Source organism: Veillonella absiana (genome assembly GCF_032970865.1).
In the GTDB taxonomy this organism is placed as follows: domain Bacteria; phylum Bacillota; class Negativicutes; order Veillonellales; family Veillonellaceae; genus Veillonella; species Veillonella absiana.
The window spans coordinates 1-20,755 of the sequence record NZ_JAWJZB010000004.1 but is presented as its reverse complement, the minus strand read 5'-3'; the positions used below and the strand labels follow the sequence as shown (position 1 = coordinate 20,755).

Sequence of the window (20,755 nt, the reverse complement as noted above, 5' to 3'; positions counted from 1 at the left end):
TTATAATTGCTGAATCACATGTAATATGGACCCCATATCTTTATATTTTTTGAAAGCTTCAAAAAGCTCATCAATACGATTTTGTGTAGTTCCCTGTAATAATTTCACAGTTAAATCTTCTATAGTGAAAGGTGTTGCTGGAGAGCCTTTCGGATTATCTATATTTGCAACCAATATTTCACCAGTGTTCAATGTAACTTTAATTTCTGTAACTCGCACATCTTGTGGCACTGGAGGCAAATCATTAACACGATAGATTTTTGGCAATGCCCGTGTAAATTCCTCTGGTACAGCTTCTATGTGGAATAACTCATCTCTAATACATCCATATTCAAAAATTTGCCATAACACATATTCAATGGAAAACTGCCCCTCTCGACCTGATTTAGGATTTTTATATTTTAAGCCCTTATCATTACCTGGTGGAAAATGAATCGTCATGCTCGCTACATGAGACCAGATACTATCTCCACTTGCACCAAAACGTTCTATCAATCGATCATAAATATCTTGTGTGCCTGCGGCACCGCAAATACCTGCCGAACAATACTGATGTACTTTCATCCATAAACCAGGACTAATAATCTGTCCTGGTTGTAGCCATACATCATTAACATCCTGTTCAGTAATGGTGTGATTAGCAATAATTTTCAACCACCCTGTATCAGAATTAAACGGAATAACACTCGTTTCCAATGATGTATTCTCCAATAATTCATATGACCAAACAGCATTTCTAGCTGCAAGACCAACATGTAAAGGTTTCCCATCAGTACCATATTGAAATGACATACCACTTGATTGTGTGGCGCCCAAAGAAATGAGTTGAGCCAATCTTTCACCAGTAAAGCCTCGCAAACGGCCAATAGCCACTGCTGCACCAATAGGTCCTACCGTAGCAGTCGGATGCCATCCCTGAGAACGATGGCTTGGATTAATCCATTTACCAATCAAACCCTCTAATTCTGCCCCTGCCACATAGGCAGTTAAGAAATTCTGCAAGGTATCTGTTGGTTTTGCCACTGCTAATAATGCGGAAAAAAGTACGGTACTAAAATGACCTGCCAAATTTGCTTGTGCGTCATCATAATCAAGATAATGAGAAGTATAACCATACCAAAATGCTTGCTGTTCTGAGGAGGACTTAGCAATTTGTTGCAAATCAATGTAGTCTAAATCTTGATTAGTTTGGTAATTTGCCATTTCAATAACCTTAGCTTCACGCCTAGCTGCTAACAATGCAGCTAGATAGTCAACTAAAGCAATCACAGATTGATTAAACAGGTCCCGTCGATTGGTAAGATTTGTGCCCTCAATATGTGCTACAAGCGTTTTTGTAATTGTATCCATTGTAGGGCCTCCTTATATCATGGACCTATAATCAAACTAACTATCTACAGAAGTTTATTTCCCAAACTTCTCAGCTCTATCATTCGGTTCATTCCAAACGCTAAGGTCTGGACCTTTTGGAATAATCCGCGGTAGATCTTCGAATGGTGTATGATCAACAAAATAGTAACGTTTACGAATAGCATCGAAATCTGTTGTTCCACCGAATGCAGGGTTGGAGTACAAATCCTTTGCATAATTCCACAAGTTTGGATAATCTACCAAACGCTTCTTGTTAACCATATATTTTTGATAGAATACAGAGTCAAAGCGAACGAGAGTTGGGAACAAGCGTACATCAGGGTCAGTAATTGTGTCCCCCATCAAGTAACGACGTGTACTCAATCGTTCTTCTAACCAGTCCAATCGGTTGAACACTGTATCATAGTAAAATTCATATTCTTCTTGTTTTTTTACAAGTGCTGCCATATTTACGGCCACATTTACATCAGAGTAAATAATGATGTTCAATGCATCAATATCATCTCGTAATTCTTCAGGATAGATATCTGGTGCATCAGCACTTACAAAATCTTTAAAGCCTAATGCTAACTCAGTTGTTAACACGTGGAAATCATTATTCACTACTGCACCCGTTTTTGTATCAACGATAGCTGGTACAGTAGAACGAGCTGTGTAATTAGGATCACCTTTGAAATAAGCTTCCCCAAGGGAATGAATTCCTAGCACTGGATCTACATTATCTTTATCTAATGTAAAGAACCAATCTGCAATAACACCTGCTGGGCGGAGCGGATCAACAACCCCTTTTGAAATGACCTTATCAAGGCCTAATAAATCAACAGCGATGGCTACACGATGTGCCCACGGACAATGCTTAGACCAAATCAATCGATAACGACCGGGCTCTGCTGGTGCAAAACCGGCTTCATTACCAAATGGTGTGGTAAATTGCGGTTCTTCATAATCAGAATATTTTTTCCGTTGGTTAAAGTTAGAAGCTACCTCACCATCATATTCTTTTTGTTCCCCTTGACGTGGATTGCTAGATTGCAACTCAGAAAAGTCGATTGGGCAAGGATTCTTAGCTCGTTGAAACTCTACATGTTTACGAGCTTCAGCAATGTCAGGATCCTTAATTTTACTTACATCTATGGTTTCACTCACGTGAATTCCCCCTCTTTCACAATTTTATTTGCTGAATTTCTCAGCACGATCATTCGATTCTTTCCAAATATTGTCATCTGGACCTTTTGGAACTAAACGTGGCAAATCTTCAAAAGGCGTATGATCTACATAGTAAAAACGTTTACGCATGGAATCGAAGTCTGTTGTACCACCGAATGCTGGATTGGAGTACAAGTCTTTCGCATAGTTCCACAAGTTTGGATAATCTACCAAACGTTTTTTGTTAACCAAGTATTTTTGGTAGAACACGAGGTCAAAACGCGCAAGCGTTGGGAACAAGCGGATATCTGGGTCAGTGATTGTATCACCCATCAAGTAACGACGAGTACTCAAGCGTTCTTCAAGCCAATCCAAACGATCAAAGATACGGTCGAAGTAGTATTCGTAATCTTTTTGACTAGTTACTAGCGCTGCAAGGTTAACAGCAAGGTTAACATCTGCATAGATGATTACGTTTAACGCATCAATATCGGCACGCAATTCCTCTGGATAAATATCTGGTGCATTAGGGTCGATGAAATCTTTGAAACCCAATGCCAATTCTGTAGTCAACGCATGGTAATCATTGTTTACTACAGCCCCAGTTGTTACGTCCACGATAGCTGGTACAGTGGAACGTGCATCATAGTTAGGGTCGCCTTTGCGATACGCTTCTCCAAGAGAATGAATGCCCAAGACTGGATCAACATTATCTTTGTCCAATGTGAAGAACCAGTCTGCAATAACGCCTGCTGGACGAAGTGGATCTGCACTACCTTTGGAAATGACTTTATCTAATCCTAGTAAATCGATAGCAATAGCAATACGATGCGCCCAAGGACAATGTTTGGACCAAATCAAACGGTAACGGTCTTTTTCAGCAGGTAGGAAACCTGGTTCGTTGCCGAATGGCGTTGTGAATTGAGGTTCTTCATTATCGGAATATTTTTGACGTCGGTTAAAATTAGAGTTTACATCGCCTTCGTATTCTTTTTGCTCCCCTTGGGAACGAGGGTTGCTAGATTGGAACTCAGAAAAATCAATTGGACAAGGATTCATGGCACGTTGGAATTCAACTTCCTTACGAGCCGCGGCAATCGCCGGATCCTTGATTTGGCTTACATCTACATTATCACTCATGGTTTAACACCCTTTCTATTTATCGGTATCTATTAGCATTCTGCTAATAGTGTATATCTAATTTGAATCTTTCTTCTTTATAAAAGCTACGCCATGGTTACATCCGACCTATATCCCTATGAGGTATATTTTCATCAGGTATGTACCTGTGTAGTTTTTAATTCCTCTTTTTAAAGTAGGCTATAAGTACATTATAGCTTTCATTTTATCCCATGTCAATAATAGGAATTAAATTTCAGATACCATATATCTATAATTAGCTATAGTTTAAGGCAATATAAAAGCACTATACATCAGTTAGGACTAACAATGTATAGTGCTTGTATAATATATTTATTATTATAGATTCAACAATCTTCGAATATCCGCCACAGCCTGTTCCGCATCATGGTTCTCCACCTCGTAGTGGCTCCAAGATTCATACAAGGATCGTCGTTCTGCAAACAACGCTGCTGCTGATAATCCTTTCGCTAATGGGCGCCCCTCCACATCTAAATCATCAAGCTCTCTTTTAACATAGATAATAATGTTTTTTTCTAAATATGGTCGATTCCGTTCTTCTGTAACGATACCACCACCTGTAGAGATAACGGCATCTTGTATATCTGCCACAGAAGCTAAACATTCTGTTTCAAGACGCCGAAACAATTCATGCCCATCTTGCTTCACTACCTCTTGTGGTGTCCGCTGTACGCGCTCTATAAATACATCGTCCAAATCAATAAATGGTCGCTGTAATGATTTTGCTAATGCCTCACCTACATAGGTTTTACCACTGCTAGGCATGCCAATTAAAATAATGCTTTTCATCTAAATTCATCCCTTTTATCTCTGAGTTCTATAACTAGATTTCATAGATTATGTTATAGTACTTTCACCATAATATATCTTATTATATACGATACAGCACTAGCTATAAAATACTCACGTTCGTTATTATGGTGAACAGCTTAACAACGCTCTTCGACAACACATGCGATATTTCTTTCATCACCAGAATATTCCTAATATTTCACCACAAATAGATGAGCATTGGTCTCGTATAACAGCCAGTAACACCGGCATCAGCTCTAATTGGTCCGAACGACATGCCGCCTATGTAGCGGGACTCGGTACTTTCAGCCTAAACGATGCACTCATCACCGTTAATGGTATTGCCCATCGCCTGTGCTAAACACATCTGGATAACCTAAGTCGTCCTTCTCCACATAGATGCAACAGCCGTACGTTGCGCCCCACTCTAGGCATCTCCAATGAAAAAAACTCCCTTACCTATTTCGCAGCGATATTACGCCGTTAGGCGTTCGGAGCTAGAAATAGGTAGGAGAGATTTTTGCTTTCATGCCACACGCGTTCCGGAGCAAGAAATAGATATAGGCGTTTTTGCTATTAGGACAATAGAGCAGCCGCAACGCCAGATGCTTGCGCTAAATCACTACTTTCGGGATTCCAATTACATTTAATCTGCGGTTCCACCACAGCAAATCCACAATCAGTCAATTTTTCACGCAATACTTTTGGTGCTTCACCGCTCCAACCATAGCAACCGAATACAGCAGCTTTTTTATTTTTGAATTTCAATTCATGAAGAAATTGCATCCAACCAGCCACAGAGGACAAAATGCTGTTACCCACAGTTGGAGAACCTACCGCGATGGCTTTAGATTTAAAGATTTCCGTCATGATATCATTTTTATCGGCCTTAGCGATATTAAAGATTTTAACGCGAGTTTCAGGGGACTGTTTCGCAATCTCTTCACCGATTTTATGAGCCAATTGTTTTGTGCCATCCCACATAGTATCGTAAGCAATTGTAATTTGATCTTCTTGGTACGCTTGAGACCATTCATAGTATTTTTCCACGATTTGTGTAGGATTTTCGCGCCAAATCGCACCATGGCTTGTAGCAATAATATCGATTGGCAAATTCAATTTCAAAATCTCTTCGATTTTATTTTTTACCAATGGAGAGAATGGGTTCAAAATATTGGCATAATATTTCATCGCTTCTTCCCATAAACGACATTGATCGGCTTTATCAGCCCATAATTCCTCTACTGCGAAATGTTGACCAAACGCATCATTAGAGAACAAAATATTATCGCCAGTCATATATGTCGCCATGCTATCTGGCCAGTGCAACATACGCATTTCAACGAAAACGAGGCTTTTACCATTACCAATATCCACAGAGTCGCCAGTTTTAACCACCTTGAAATTCCATTCAGGATGATGATATTGACCCACCAAGGATTTTACTGCATTCTCAGTACAATAAATTGGTGTGTTAGGAATTTTTTCCATCAACGCTGGCAGAGAACCACTGTGGTCAACCTCACCGTGATTACATACGATAAAATCGATTTTGTTAATATCAATTTCGCTCATCAAATTATCAATAAACTCAGTGGAATGAGGTTTCCAAACCGTATCGATGAGAACAGTTTTCTCCTCTTCAATCAAATACGCATTTTGGCTAGAACCATTATTAATAGAATAATCATCGCCATGGAAAGATTCCAATTCCCAGTCAATTTTACCAATCCAAGATACATTGTTTTTAACGTGCTTTCTCATAATTCTGTCTCCTATCTCGATATATCATTATCATATATTCTCAATTATATCAACGCCACTCGCTGACGGTCTAATGAACGTTCGTTATGACTTCATTATACAACTTTGAAAAATTATAAACGTATCCATGGCTACACTTTTGAAAACTCGTTTCAATTATTTGGTGAAAGTTCCTCCCAGTCACATCAGGCTTATTGAATAATCAAATATGTAAAACACTGCATCGCTCACTCCCTAATGCTATACACATGTAACGATTTATCACTAAATACAACTAACACGCCAACTATCTCTTTTCTTTATTATATAGGTCCTCATCTGGAAGGTCAATTTAATCAAAAGATTTTCACGAATCGTTAAATTTATTACCTCATCCTATATAATGCCACTCCAATGCCCGTAGGCTGAGGCACACTAACCCCCATTACCGTACTCCAAGCATTGCTCTCCGATGTTCCGCAGGAACGAGGCATGCTAACCCAATGTCCGGAGGACGAGGCATGCTAACCCATCGCCTGTGCTAAACACAACCGGATAAACTAAGCCGCTTTCCAAACCACACCTTCAAACAAACGTAGATGCTCTGCTCCACATCATGTCTCCCAAGAGCCCTGGGGATATCCACAGCGATCATATCAAACCTCGCCCGCCTTAACAGCAATGCACAAGCCGTTAATTACACCGCCCCCCAACGCACCTCCAATGAAAAAATCTCCCTTATATATTTCGCAGCGACATTACGCCGACGCCCTGCCTATAGGCAGGTACGTCAGGCGTTCGGAGCCAGAAATATGTATGGGAGATTTTTGTATTTTATAATCTTTCGATTACGGCTTGCGCCATTTCTGTAGTCCCTACGAGTTTCAAACCATCACGATAGATATCACCAGTTCTGAACCCATCAGCCAACACTTGTTCTACTGCGCTTTCAATAGCATCAGCTACCTCAGGCAAGCCCAAAGAGTGACGGCACATCATAGCCGCGGACAAAATAGTGCCCAAAGGATTCGCTTTGTTTTGGCCCATAATATCAGGTGCGGAACCATGAATTGGTTCATACAAAGCAGTACCAGTGCCCATGGAGGCAGATGGCAACAAGCCGATGGAACCAGAGATAACAGCGCCTTCGTCAGACAAAATGTCGCCGAACAAGTTTGTTGTTACCAGAACGTCGAATTGACCAGGGTTTACAACGAGTTGTTGTGCTGTGTTATCTACATAGTAGTAATCTGTTGCGATGTCTGGATTAGCAGCCGCTTTTTCTTGAGCGATTTTACGCCACAAACGAGAGGATGCCAACACATTCGCTTTGTCTACAGATACTAATTTTTTATTACGTTTACGAGCTGTTTCCATCGCCACATCCATAATGCGTTCGATTTCGTAACGGCTGTATGTTTCTTTATCCCATGCTGACTCTTCAGCGCCAGAACCAGATGCTTCTTCACGTTCACCGAAATAGATACCACCAGTTAATTCGCGAACGATGACAAAATCAACGTTTTGTACGAGTTCTTTTTTCAATGGGGAATATTCTTGCAATGCAGGATAGATTTTTACAGGGCGAAGGTTGCAGAACAAGCCTAATGCTTTACGCAAACCAAGAATCGCTTTTTCTGGACGGATGGCTGGATCAAGATTATCCCATTTAGGACCGCCTACGGCACCTAACAAAATCGCGTCCGCTACTTTACAAGCGTCGATTGTATCTTGTGTTAAAGGTTCGCCGTATGCATCAATGGATGCGCCACCAGCTTTTTTGTCGATCCAATTCACTGTTACATTTGCTTTTTCAAATGCTACGTCGCACACAGCCTTTGCTGCGTCGATAATTTCTGTACCGATACCGTCGCCAGGAATCAATACGATATTCTTTTCACTCATTCTAATCCTCATTTCTCAACTCACTATTTACATAATTCCTCATAGTGAAAGTCCCAATACAGCGCGCCTACATCATAATATGTTAGCTCGCTACTATCTCATCCTACTTTATGACGTACCGCAATTACCGCCTGCAACCTAGCGAGCTAGGTTGCTTTCAGTAATAACATTTTATTTACGAGTTTTTGCAAATTCAACCAAACCACCAGCAGCGGCGATATCTTGGATGAATTGTGGTAATTCTGTACCTTGGTATTGTTCATTTTTAGTCAAATTGTACACGATACCTTTGGACAATTCTACGCCTATTTCATCGCCTGCATCGATGCGATCAACTTGGTCTCCGATTTCGATCACTGGCAAACCAATATTGATAGCGTTGCGGAAGAAAATACGCGCAAAGCTATGCGCGATGATGACAGGTACTTGTTTAGCTTTAATAACGCCAGGTGCATGTTCACGAGAGGAACCACAACCAAAGTTTTTACCAGCTACCATGATTTCGCCTGGTTTTACATTTGGTGCGAAGGTAGTATCAATGTCCTCCATTGCATGTTCAGCCAATTCGTTCCAATCGGAAATCGCCAAGTAACGAGCTGGAATGATTACGTCTGTATCTACATCGTCGCCGTAGCGCCAGATTTTTTTACTTTGAAAGTCCATTATTTTACCTCCTCAGGGCCAGCGATGCGACCCAATACTGCACTTGCAGCCGCTACATAAGGGCTAGCCAAATATACTTCACTATCTACGTGACCCATACGACCACGGAAATTACGGTTTGTAGTGGAAACTGTTTTTTCACCTTCCGCCATGATACCCATGTAACCGCCTAGGCAAGGACCACAAGTTGGTGTGGATACCGCGCATTCTGCATCCAAGAAGATTTGGAACAAGCCATCTTGCATAGCTTTTTCGTATACTTCTTGAGAACCAGGTACCACGATGCAACGAACGAATGGAGCCACTTTGCGACCCTTAAAGATTTCAGCTGCTTGTACAAGGTCTTCATAACGACCATTTGTACAAGAACCGATGATAACTTGGTCGATAGCGATTTCTTCTTTGATTTCATTCACATAATGTTTGTTAGACGGCAAATGAGGGAATGCTACTACTGGAGACAATTCTGCAAGGTTAATTGTAATAGTTTGAACGTATTTTGCATCCGCATCAGGAGCGATTGGTTCGAAGTCACGTTTTACACGGCCAGTCACATATTCTTCAGTTACTGCATCGTAAGGGAATACGCCACATTTACCGCCCGCTTCGATAGCCATGTTGCAGATTGTTAAACGATCAGCCATTGTTAAATGTTGAACACCATCACCAGCAAATTCCAATGCCATGTAACGAGCACCGTCAACACCGATTTGACCGATTAATTCCAAAATAATATCTTTACCAGTTACCCATTTATTAGGTTTACCGATTAATTCTACTTTGATGGACTCAGGTACTTTGAACCAAGTTTTACCTTCTGCCATTGCCACGCCCGCATCAGTGGAACCAACGCCAGTAGCGAAGGCACCCAACGCACCATATGTACAAGTATGAGAGTCAGCACCGATAATCATTTCACCAGGAGCAATCATGCCTTTTTCAGGGATGATAACGTGTTCAATACCTACACGACCAGTTTCAAAGTAGTGAGGAATATGTTGTTCTTTTACGAAATCACGCATAACTTTGGATTGTGTAGCGGACACAACGTCTTTGTTAGGTGTGAAATGGTCAGGAATCAAATAGATTTTTTCTTTATCAAAAACTGGTTTCCCAATTTTTTTGAATTCCCGAAGAGCTGGTGGGAATGTAATATCATTCATAAGCACTGCGTCTAATTTACATTCAATCATTTGGCCTGGTTTTACAGATTCTAGGCCTGCATGGCGAGCCATATTTTTTTCAGTAATCGTCATACCCATTTTATTTTGCCTCCTCTTCTAGCTCTTTCGCTAGATACACGGAATTTACCGCGTTAATATATGCATTCACACTTGATGTAATAATGTCTGTACTAATACCACGACCATGATAAATACGACCTTCATGTTCTACTTTCACAGTAGCCTCGCCAAGGGCATCCTTACCCGCTGTAATAGCACGGATTTGGTAATCCTTGAGGCTCACTGGCATTTCGATAACACGTTCTACTGCTTTCAAAGAAGCATCCACTGGACCATCGCCTACAGCAGCATCCTCTTTGATGCCCTCTGGTGTGCTCAAACGAATATCCGCATAAGCGTAACCAAATTCATTAGAATGGTAATGATGATGGATAACCTCGATGGCACGTTTACGATCAATATTATCCATCACCAAAGCAATCACATCATCATCAAATACTTGTTTTTTACGGTCTGCCAAAGCCTTGAATTTTGTGAACAAATCAGTAACTTTTTCATCATCAAACACAAAGCCCAATGTTACCAAATGATCCGCAAAGGCATGTTTACCAGAATGTTTACCCAATACGATGGCAGATTTTTCAGCACCCACGGATTCTGGCGTCATAATTTCATAGGTACCAGGATTGTTTAAAACACCATGTTGGTGAATACCAGATTCATGAGCAAACGCGTTAGCACCAATAATAGCTTTATTTGGTGGCACTGCAACGCCTGTTAAACGGCTCACCAATTTGCTGGTGCGAGTAAAACGTTTTGTATCAATATTCACATCGAATGGATAAATATCATGGCGAGTTTTAATGGACATCACTACTTCTTCGATGCCTACGTTACCAGCACGTTCACCAAGACCATTGATGGTACATTCTACCTGACGAGCACCCGCTTGTAATGCAGCTAATGTATTCGCATTGGCAAGGCCTAAATCGTCATGGCAATGAACGGAAATGATAGCATTTTCGATACCTGGTGTATGCTCTTTAATATAACGAATTTTATCGGCGAATTCTTGTGGTGTCATGTAACCCACTGTGTCAGGCACGTTCAATGTAGTGGCACCGCCTGCGATGGCTACGCCAAACACTTCACAAAGGTAATCCATATCTGTGCGAGATGCATCCTCTGCGGAGAATTCGATTTCGTCGAATTTGCCTTTCGCAAATGCCAATACTTCTTTCACCTTTTCAATCGCCTCTGCACGAGTCATTTTCAATTTGTATTCCAAATGAATGTCGCTGGTAGCAATGAAACAATGCAAACGGCTGCGTTCTGCATCAGCCAATGCATCAGCTACCTTTTGAATATCGTTGATATTCGCCCGAGCCAAACCACAAATGGTAGCACCTTTTACCTCGCGAGCGATAGTTTGCACTGCTTTAAAATCCCCTGGGGACGCCGCGGGGAACCCCGCCTCGATAACGTCTACACCGAGACGAACTAAATTTTGTGCTATTTCAACCTTTTCAGATACTTGCAATGCTACGCCTGGTGTTTGCTCCCCGTCACGTAATGTGGTATCAAAAAATATAATGCGATTCTGATCCATATCTATTCATCCTTTCTGCTTCATTCTTACGAATAGACTGTCTTATACCCCTGTTTGTAAAAGTAACTACCTAAACATAGGTATGGATACTCTCACAAACATCTATGAGCTATAAGAACTCAAATAGTGTATAAAAAAAGCCCCTCAGGACGACACACAGTCATCCAAAGGGGCATTATAATCATAACGCGGTACCACCCTAGTTGGGGCTCATTGAGTGTTAACGGTCCAACCGTTGCTAACTACTGCTGTATTCGCTAGCAAAGCTCACGGGAGAGTTTCAACATAATCCCTCTATTGCCTCGCACCAACCGGCAACTCTCTGTAAGTAGATGATTATATCTTTATACCCATTCATAGCTAATTATTAAGATAATGAAGTTATTATACGTCAAAATAATTCACGGTGTCAATAAGGAATTTACAGATGTATATTTCTAATAGACATTCCATTAATTTTATTTTTCCTGTCCTGTAAGCTTCACAAACGTCAACGCCAATGCACCCAAAATTGGGAATGCGGCAATGCTCATCAATGCTGTTTGATAGCTGCCAGTACTTGTCAAAATCCCGCCTAAAATCATAGGTGCTGTAATAGCACCGATTTGGTTAAAGGTATTTACAAAGCCCGCTGTGGTAGCACGTAAATGTTCTGGTGCAGATTGTACAATTAACGCATTTGTTACAGCACTGTACATGAAGGCACCTACCCCAAGAATTGGTGCTGTTACATACAGCATATTTGGATTCGTTGTATTAGCGAAAATCCATAATGCAGGGCTAAAACAGAACAATGCTGCCGCCGCTGTATAATTCTTTTTCACAGGAATATTATCAGAGATAATACCAATTGTCGGCTTCGCTAAAAATGCGGCAAAACCATACAAACTCATAACAGAACCCGCAAACACCGCACTAACCCCTAGCTGTTTAACCATATACAAGTTTGCCCAGTTTGTAACGCCCCAAGTCGTACCTGTTGCAAACATACCAGCTACAGCTAATAACAATACATTACGTGTAGTGAACAAATATTTTAAATTCTCTAACAGCGTTGGTTTTGCTGCCTCCGCAGCTTGTTCAATAGAATTTGGTGTAACGCCATGATCCATGACACTTTCAACACCGTGGTCTGTTAATTCGCCTACGCCATTAGCAGTGCCGGCACCACCTACAGCAGGACTACTACCATTACCATTCAGCTTATTCACCGCATCAGACACAGTAGCAACTGTTTGTTTTGCTTTCAACGTAAAGAAACATGCGAACATAACAATTAATGGTAATAATGCAGTTACAAAGAACGCTGCTCGCCATCCAAATTCCATAGCTACAGTTGGTGCATAGAGATTAACAGTGAATACACCGAAGGATGTACAACTCATGAAAATCCCCACAGCTGTACCGCGCTGGTTCATACTGAAATTATGGCCTAATGCACTCAAGCAAGAGGATTGAATCGGGCCAGATACGGCCCCCATTAGGAAACGAATAACAAGACCCATAGTATAGTCAGTAATCATCCCCATCGCTGCGGTCGTAATAGCTAAGGCTAATAATGAGCCAATAATAGTTTTACGATACCCAATTTTATCCGCTAACAAACCGCCAGGTAATACGGCAAGAGCATAACCAAAATAAAATGCCGAAATATAGCTCGTTCCCTGTTGTGGTGTAAACTGCAAGGACTCGTTTACGATAGGCATCAAAGTGCCCCAAGATAAGCGTGTCACAAAGGCCAACAGGAATGTGAACCACACGCTGACCAAAATTAAAATCTGTCGTTTGGTGAAATGTATGCCTTTCATAATAGCTCCTTTTCTCAAAAATCAATTACTCACTATTATAACGGTATCTATATAGATTAGCAATTCCAATACACCATAGCATACAATTAATATGTAACAACTCATATAATCCGTAAAATTCATATATCTTCATTTTTTAATCGAAAAAGCAGATTCTATTTATTAATCCATTTTTCTAACACTTCTAGCATCGCCTGTGCCAACGCAGCACCTTTATGCTGATACGTATGACCCGTTCTTGGTATCACAACGAGTTCGCTATCTTCACCATGCACTAAGTGAGCGTTATTATTCTGAATAAAATGCTCCGCATTTCCATCCGCAAAGCTATCAAGGCCACCGATGAAAAAGGCGCCTCGATGTTCTACCCTCTCTAACACTGAGTAATCCGCATCAGCCTCAATATGGCAATTATCTAGCGGTGTAAAACTCAACCACTGCTGACCCGTCCTAGCAATCATAGGGGCCCAGCCCATCATCTCAAATGGTAGCATCTCCTCATCACGACCACTGGACATATATTCATCCACAATCTGGCGATGCTCATCCGTAACATTCCGCATCATTATGGTTATATTCACAGGGCTCAAAGCTATGAAACGGTCGATTGTACATTCAGGATGCCTCGATAAATACCACAATACCTTATTGGCCGCAATGGAATGGCCCGCAAGAATCACATGCTTATAGTCACTTTCACGAGCCCAATTCAAATAGGCCTCGATATCATCATCCACATCGTAAAAGTCCTCATTAAAGGATCCAATCCACTCGGTCTCGCCAGTTAATACATTCTCAGTTTCCAGGCGATTGTACGCATCGCACATCTGTGCATAAACAAAGTCAAAACCATGCGCCCCTAAGGTTTCTCCAATGTGATAATACATCGGATTTGTCTCTAAATTACCATGGATGCCCGTGAGACAGATGACAACAGTACGGGGCGCCACAACATCAGCATCATAATGACTATTATTTTGTGCACTAAACAATACGCCCTTGAGCAATACGCCTCGGCGTGTCGCCACAGAAAAGGGAGTCATCGGCACGGTTAGACTAGACGTATCAAATTCACGATGCTTCATAGATCGTTCTCGAACCATAAAAATCCCCCTTTCTTAGAGTAATATCAATTAGCACATACTTCACATTATCTGATAACAAGTTACAAGGCCCTAGGTGCTACATCACCTAGGGCTCATTATCATTATTCTACTAATTAACCAAACATTATGTCAAAATTTATTTTTTATGCACCATAAATCCAGTGGCTTGTTGGTTTGCCATAATTGTAACATCAGAAATTTGAACGCGTTTTGGTTGATTGGACACGTACAGCACGATATCCGCCACATCCTCAGGTTGGATGGCATCAATACCAGCATATACGCTAGCTGCACGCTGTGCATCACCATGGAATCGAACTTCGCTAAACGGTGTTTCCACGATACCTGGCTGGATGGTAGTGACCTTAATATCGGTAGCAATCGTATCAATGCGGATACCATCGCTCAATGTTTTAACAGCGGCCTTTGTGGCACAATACACAGCGCCCTTCGCATAGGCATAAATGCCCGCAGTGGACCCCATATTAATAATGTGACCGCTATTTTGTTCCATCATGAATGGCAATACCTTGCGAGCCACGTAAATGAGGCCTTTCACATTGGTATCAATCATTGTCACCGCATCATCGATAGAACTATCTTGGAAATCATCGAGGCCTTGAGCCAAACCAGCATTATTCACGAGAATATCCACGCCCCCAAACGCTTTGATGGCTTGAGGTACCTTCGTTTCTACTTCCTCACGATTTCGTACGTCTAGGGTGAAAGTATCCACTCTCACATCATAATCGGCTTCGAGCTCTGCTTTTAGCTCAGCTAATTTTTCCTCGCGACGAGCACACAATAACAAATTATCGCCATACTGAGCAAAGGAAATTGCGATTTCTTTACCAATACCACTTGTTGCTCCTGTTACAAAGACACGTCTACACATAGTTCTTCCCTCGCTTTTCTATAAAATAACACCGGCCTAGCACATGATGAGCATATTGCTAGACCGGTGCACACTAATGATGTACTTTCACCTAGGCCTACAATAGCAATCCATTCATATTACATTATATTGCTATTATAGACTATTTTTTAGGATATCTATAGAATTTATTTTCCTTTTGCTTGCGCTAGCATTTCCTCCAGGACGGTCATAACATCCCCAACGATACCATAATTACTGTATTGGAAAATTTGCGCCTCTGGATCATTGTTGATGGCGATAATCGTTTCCGCCCCGCCAATACCAGATACATGTTGAATGGCCCCAGAAATGCCAAACGCTAAATAGAGTTTTGGGCTAATAGTTTTGCCAGTTTGACCGATTTGGTATTTCAAATCAATCCAGCCCTTTTCCACCAAAGGTCTTGTGGCACCTACAACGCCACCAAGGGCATCAGCCAGTTCATAGAGACGGTCAAAGTTTTCCTTATTCCCCATGCCACGACCGCCGGCCACGATAATTTCCGCATCCTCTAGATTATAGCCTTCTAAACTGAAAGGAATGAAATTCAATCGTTTTGTGCGAATATCTGTTTCCGCTAGTTCAAACGGTTCTACAATCACTTCGCCTGTACGGCTTGTATCGAGTTCTGGTTTCTTAAATACATTTGGTCGAACGCTACCCATTTGAGGACGATGATTAGGCGAAATGATTTCCGCTAAAATATTGCCGCCTAGCGCTGGACGCGTCCATTCTACGAGGCCTTCTTTTGTATCTACTGAAAGTATCGTACAATCCGCTACTACACCATTTTGCATACGACCAGACATACGAGGTGCTAGGTCACGACCATTATTCGTGGCACCAATTAACAATACATTTGGTTTATGCACCAATAAATAATCGGCTAGGACCTTGGTATAACCATCGGTAGTATAATCCTTCAATAATTGGCTTTCAAAGACATGTACAATATCCGCTCCATAATAAATAAGCTCTTGAGCTTGGTTCTGTACATGTTCACCCAGTAACATGACCTGTACGCGTTCACCCAATTGATCGGCGAGAATACGAGCTTGTCCAATGAGTTCTATCGTCACTGGCTGGATTTTGTCCTCTAGTATATCGCTAACAACGTACACATCTTTATAGGCTGCTAACGGGTTTTCTGGTACTTCTTGTGCTTCTGGCGCTACCGATTCTGCTGCCTTAGGAATCTCCACCTGAGCCGTTTGTTCTAGCGCCACCTGTGTTGTAGCTTGTTTAGTTTCCAATTCACTCATGTGTAGCACCACCTTTCACAGTTCTCGCCATATTCACCACTTGCGTCGCCATATCCGCCACAGAGCCATCCATCATTACAACCTTTGCACGAAGCGGTGGTTGGTATACCTTGCGCACCCTCGTTGGTGAACCACCTAAACCGAGGCGTTCTTTATCGACCTCCATATCATTCACAGTGATATGTTCGATAGCATAGCGCTTCGCATAAATGGATTGCCATAAGGTTGGTACACGCGGTTCATTCAAGGCAAGTGTGGCCGTTACCAACACTGGTAATGTAGCTTGTACAACTTCATAGCCAAGATCATGTTCACGAGTGACAACAGTTACCGGTTTACCCGCTTCATTAGTATCTAATTTAATATCACATACATAGGTAACATTAGGTATCCCCAGTTCTTCAGCAATTTGTGGACCTACTTGAGCTGTATCACCATCGATGGCTTGTTTGCCACAGAAAATCATATCAAATGGTTTAGCTTGTTTTGTTTGCACATGACGAATAGCAGAGGCTATAGTGTAGCTCGTTGCTAATGTATCAGCACCGCCAAAGGCACGGTCCGTAATGAGCACCGCATCGTCAGCACCAAGGGCTAAACATTCACGCAATGCATCTTCTGCTTGTGGTGGTCCCATGGAAATTACGGTGATGTGACTGTCGGAATGTGCATCTTTCACCACGAGGGCTGCCTCTAAGGCATGCAAATCAAAAGGATTTACAATACTTGGCAATCCCGTACGGATGAGATTATTTGTTTCGGGATCTAGCTTGATTTCCGATGTATCAGGCACTTGTTTAATGCATACTAATAGTTCCATCTGCTCACCCCTGTCTAAATTCTACACCCTTCGTATTGCGAGGGTATTTCCATTCTTTCACAATCGTTTGGCCCGCCACGACACGGCATGTACCGCATTCTAAACAACCCGCAAAGTCAAAAGCCAACGAGCCATCCTCTTGCAATCTATATAAACCAGCAGGACAGCAATTGACCAATTTACGTTTTTCCTCCATGGTAAAGCCCGTATCATCAATATGAATATGCGGACAAGTTTCATCTACATAATACTTGTTGGTACCTAATTTTTCCTCTAGTTTCATAGAGCTCGTACCCCCTTCAATGCATCGATCATTAATTCTTTCATGCCCACTTGTTCCACGCGGTGTAATAATTTCCCCATAATCGGCGTAGCACCGGCATCATTAATAGTAAAGACATCTTTCATAATATCGTTCACGAACTGTGGATATACTTGGAAAATCCGATCCGTTCCGCCTAGGAAGGATGGGAAATGACGATATAATTCCAAATCCTTGCCAAGCCAACTGTGGTGAACCATATGACGGTAATGACTAGCTGTTTTGCTAGAATCACCTTCACCCATTGCCGCTAGGTACGCATCTGCTGCGAGCATACCAGAACCGATAGCAAGGTCCATACCACGAATGGTATACCCTAGGTTCATACACATGCGTGCTGCATCGCCTACAACGACATATCCTGGGCCTCCTAAACGAGGCATGGAATGATAGCCACCCTCAGGTACGAGATGGGCACTGTGTTCTTTCAATTGGGCACCCTTCAATAATTGTGCTACTGCAGGGTAAGCTTGGAATTTCAAAAGCATATCCTCAACTGTGGTTTCCACGGATCCGATTTTATCAAGACCTACAACGAGACCAACGGATACACTATCTTTATTGGTGTACACGAATCCACCGCCCATTAAACCCGCTGTAAGGTCACCTAAGGTGAGCCATGCCATTCCTTGGTCAGGCATGAGACCACAACGGTCCTCTAGGGCCGATTTTGCTAATTTATACGTTTCTTTCACGCCCACTGCAAGAGCATGTGGATCAGAGGCTGCACATAATCCGGCCTGTTCCAATAACAATGTATTCGCACCCTCAGCAACGATGACTAAATCCGCATACACCTCGTCATCATCACATCGCACGCCAATGACCTGCGGTTTCGCATTGACGGAGGACTGATGAACGAGTAATTCTGTGACCTGCACATTACAAATGAGCAAGGCCCCTTGTTTTTCCGCCTCTTGGGCCAGCCATTTATCAAATTTTGAACGCAACACCACATAGGATTCCTCATTTTGAGGAACCTCAGATTGCACATATTCTACAGTCGTCACGTGCCCGTTTTCTGCAATAGAAATGCGTTCCTTCATAACCTGCCGTTCTAATGGCGCACGTTCCCGAAAATCAGGAATTAACGCCTCTAGGGAATGCGTGTAAATACGCCCACCCATCATGTTTTTGGCCCCACTATACTGACCACGTTCTAATAGTAGTACTTTCACACCGGCCTGCGCCAATCGATACGCCGCCGCTGCACCCGCTGGCCCACCGCCAACGACAATGACATCAAATCGCTCTCTTGTATCAATACCCATGGACTCGTCTCCTTCTTGGTGAAAGTGAGAAAAATGAGATACTTAATATATATACTTTATATATTATATATTCACTATAAAGGGCCGAAATACCTGCCTAGAAAAATAACTATAGACTATAAAAATAAAACTCTCGTCAATTGGTACTTTCACCAAAGAAACGAGAGTTAGATTTCCTATATTTAAATGTTGAAACATATAGGGGATTTATTTTTTTACATTAGATTTGTCAGTTCTATCCTGAACTACTGTTTCTTGACTCAACAAATGAGCTTTCCAAGCTAATGCATAGGCTGAAAAATAGGCAGTAATTTCAGACATTTCTTCCAATGCTTGATGCCATCGGCCGAGAGATTTAATACGATTCGGATCCCAAATAACTGTGGCAGATCCGAGCAATACAATTAATATACCAAAGTATAACATAGCTTCTTTGCTTCGCAACAATCTATATACGAGATCCCCTAATTCATGACGATATTTATACATCATATACAATAAAATTAGAATCAGAATCCCTACTGTAATATGAATGTAGGTGCCAAACCATAAATCACTCATACCAGGAATAATAGGGCCAGCTGAGTCTGTACCTGTAGCCATAAAAATACGCCCCCAACTGGCTTCACGGGCAGCCGAGAGAAAGAATATTAATCCGCCCACTTTCCATACGGGACGAAAATAACTGCCTACACCGTCTAACTTATACCAGGATAAACAAGAAGCAGCGCCTAATAGCAACACTACCAGATCCCCAGTTTCCACTGGACCTAATTCCCAAAAGGTTTCTGGACTACAAAGTAATGACATGGGCACAATAGACATTACTAATATAGCTAAAATTATGCGAATAAAATTCATATACCTACTCCCTAGAAGCAATCCATTGAGATTTCTAAGAACTCAAATAGCAATTGATTCATATAGTTTTAAACATATTGCCCTACAGGATAATAAATTTCACTGAACTAATTATATTCGTGCTAGGGCTATTTTAAATATAAATTCATCGTCTCTCGAATATCATCAGCATATTGATCTAACAAGGCATAGCGATTCCTTCTTTATACCATTGGTAACCTCATCCCTCTAGTAAGTGATAAACATCGAATAATACCTACAAGATAATTCCCTCATATTATCTTGTATAAAATTGAATGTAACTATTATTATAACGTAAATTGTAAAAGTTTGCTCCGAAAAATGTAAAATAAATGCTGAAAAATAAGTATGGTACTATCCGCAATGCGCTTTGCTATTGCTACCATAGTATTTTACTAGTCCGTAAAGCATCTTATTGTGGGGCAGATAGGAAGCATTGTGCTGTCCGCAACGTTGCTTCGCTCGTTGCTGCTATAGTTGTTTACTAGTTTACGGTGCCTATCACCCGCCGTTCGCTTCGCTCACTGTGGGAAAGTGATGCAATGGCTAAATTCGTCACTTCGTTCCTTTTTAGCCTATTGCCCTGCTTATCCCAGGTATCCCTGCTCCGTAGGAATCTGCCGAGCAGAGAAATAAAAAAGCCCACCCTTTAGGGTGAGCTTTTTTATTTCTTTAATCAGCAGCTTCCTATCCTCCCAGGCCGTCGCCAGCCAAGTACTTTCGGCGTTTACGAGCTTAACTACTGTGTTCGAGATGGGAACAGGTGGAGCCTCGTAGCTATCGCCACTGAATCT

18 protein-coding genes, 1 rRNA gene and 1 other annotated feature are annotated in these 20,755 nt (G+C 41.7%); of the genes, 1 reads left to right on the top strand and 18 read right to left on the bottom strand.

Going from position 1 to position 20,755, the window contains the following annotated elements:
• The 4 genes from RVY80_RS03895 to RVY80_RS03880 all read right to left on the bottom strand — a co-directional run bounded on the left by RVY80_RS03895 (window position 1) and on the right by RVY80_RS03880 (window position 4,467).
• Window positions 1-1,350: an MmgE/PrpD family protein gene (locus RVY80_RS03895; RefSeq protein ID WP_317329735.1), complete on the bottom strand. Its 1,350-nt coding sequence runs from the start codon at window positions 1,348-1,350 to the stop codon at window positions 1-3.
• Window positions 1,351-1,404: 54 nt separating this feature from the next.
• Window positions 1,405-2,517: a glutathione S-transferase family protein gene (locus RVY80_RS03890; protein WP_317329734.1), complete on the bottom strand. Its 1,113-nt coding sequence runs from the start codon at window positions 2,515-2,517 to the stop codon at window positions 1,405-1,407.
• A 24-nt stretch (window positions 2,518-2,541) separates the two neighbouring features.
• Entirely contained in the window at window positions 2,542-3,657 is a 1,116-nt protein-coding gene (locus RVY80_RS03885; RefSeq protein WP_317329733.1) for a glutathione S-transferase C-terminal domain-containing protein, read from the bottom strand.
• Between the two features lie 339 nt (window positions 3,658-3,996).
• Entirely contained in the window at window positions 3,997-4,467 is a 471-nt protein-coding gene (locus RVY80_RS03880) for a shikimate kinase (protein ID WP_317329732.1), read from the bottom strand.
• Window positions 4,468-4,630: 163 nt separating this feature from the next.
• Between RVY80_RS03880 and RVY80_RS03875 the strand changes: the two genes are divergently transcribed.
• On the top strand, window positions 4,631-4,831 hold the full coding sequence (locus RVY80_RS03875; protein WP_317329731.1) for a hypothetical protein: 201 nt from the start codon (window positions 4,631-4,633) through the stop codon (window positions 4,829-4,831).
• A 215-nt stretch (window positions 4,832-5,046) separates the two neighbouring features.
• Here RVY80_RS03875 and RVY80_RS03870 read toward each other — a convergent pair whose 3' ends face one another.
• The 14 genes from RVY80_RS03870 to rrf form a co-directional block, all read right to left on the bottom strand.
• Window positions 5,047-6,234: an oxygen-binding di-iron domain-containing protein gene (locus RVY80_RS03870; protein WP_295189563.1), complete on the bottom strand. Its 1,188-nt coding sequence runs from the start codon at window positions 6,232-6,234 to the stop codon at window positions 5,047-5,049.
• A gap of 813 nt (window positions 6,235-7,047) precedes the next feature.
• The gene (gene leuB, locus RVY80_RS03865) at window positions 7,048-8,118 is read right to left on the bottom strand and encodes a 3-isopropylmalate dehydrogenase (protein ID WP_295192386.1); all 1,071 of its coding nucleotides are present in this window, start codon (window positions 8,116-8,118) and stop codon (window positions 7,048-7,050) included.
• 171 nt (window positions 8,119-8,289) lie between these two features.
• A complete protein-coding gene (locus RVY80_RS03860; RefSeq protein ID WP_295191471.1) occupies window positions 8,290-8,781 on the bottom strand; it encodes a 3-isopropylmalate dehydratase small subunit in 492 nt (163 codons plus the stop codon).
• Complete coding sequence (gene leuC / locus RVY80_RS03855) at window positions 8,781-10,043, bottom strand: 3-isopropylmalate dehydratase large subunit (RefSeq protein ID WP_295192384.1); 1,263 nt, start codon at window positions 10,041-10,043, stop codon at window positions 8,781-8,783. Before leuC ends, RVY80_RS03860 begins: the two co-directional genes overlap by 1 nt.
• Window position 10,044: 1 nt before the next feature.
• Window positions 10,045-11,574, bottom strand: a complete 1,530-nt coding sequence (locus RVY80_RS03850; protein WP_295191477.1) for a 2-isopropylmalate synthase — start codon at window positions 11,572-11,574, stop codon at window positions 10,045-10,047.
• Between the two features lie 165 nt (window positions 11,575-11,739).
• Window positions 11,740-11,941: a binding site (T-box leader), on the bottom strand.
• 91 nt (window positions 11,942-12,032) lie between these two features.
• On the bottom strand, window positions 12,033-13,382 hold the full coding sequence (locus RVY80_RS03845; RefSeq protein ID WP_317329730.1) for an MFS transporter: 1,350 nt from the start codon (window positions 13,380-13,382) through the stop codon (window positions 12,033-12,035).
• 155 nt (window positions 13,383-13,537) lie between these two features.
• Entirely contained in the window at window positions 13,538-14,485 is a 948-nt protein-coding gene (locus RVY80_RS03840) for an alpha/beta hydrolase (RefSeq protein WP_295191480.1), read from the bottom strand.
• A 139-nt stretch (window positions 14,486-14,624) separates the two neighbouring features.
• Window positions 14,625-15,383, bottom strand: a complete 759-nt coding sequence (locus RVY80_RS03835) for an SDR family NAD(P)-dependent oxidoreductase (protein ID WP_295191483.1) — start codon at window positions 15,381-15,383, stop codon at window positions 14,625-14,627.
• 167 nt (window positions 15,384-15,550) lie between these two features.
• Window positions 15,551-16,666 carry an electron transfer flavoprotein subunit alpha/FixB family protein gene (locus tag RVY80_RS03830; protein ID WP_310746201.1) on the bottom strand — a complete coding sequence of 372 codons (1,116 nt, stop codon included), beginning with the start codon at window positions 16,664-16,666 and terminating at the stop codon, window positions 15,551-15,553.
• The gene (locus RVY80_RS03825; RefSeq protein WP_317329729.1) at window positions 16,659-17,486 is read right to left on the bottom strand and encodes an electron transfer flavoprotein subunit beta/FixA family protein; all 828 of its coding nucleotides are present in this window, start codon (window positions 17,484-17,486) and stop codon (window positions 16,659-16,661) included. Before RVY80_RS03825 ends, RVY80_RS03830 begins: the two co-directional genes overlap by 8 nt.
• Before the next feature lie 4 nt (window positions 17,487-17,490).
• Window positions 17,491-17,769 carry a ferredoxin family protein gene (locus RVY80_RS03820; protein ID WP_317329728.1) on the bottom strand — a complete coding sequence of 93 codons (279 nt, stop codon included), beginning with the start codon at window positions 17,767-17,769 and terminating at the stop codon, window positions 17,491-17,493.
• Window positions 17,766-19,079: an FAD-dependent oxidoreductase gene (locus tag RVY80_RS03815; protein ID WP_317329727.1), complete on the bottom strand. Its 1,314-nt coding sequence runs from the start codon at window positions 19,077-19,079 to the stop codon at window positions 17,766-17,768. Before RVY80_RS03815 ends, RVY80_RS03820 begins: the two co-directional genes overlap by 4 nt.
• Window positions 19,080-19,286: 207 nt before the next feature.
• Complete coding sequence (locus tag RVY80_RS03810; RefSeq protein WP_317329726.1) at window positions 19,287-19,940, bottom strand: hypothetical protein; 654 nt, start codon at window positions 19,938-19,940, stop codon at window positions 19,287-19,289.
• A gap of 695 nt (window positions 19,941-20,635) precedes the next feature.
• Window positions 20,636-20,752, bottom strand: a 5S ribosomal RNA gene (gene rrf / locus RVY80_RS03805).
• Between the last annotated feature and the right edge of the window lie 3 nt (window positions 20,753-20,755).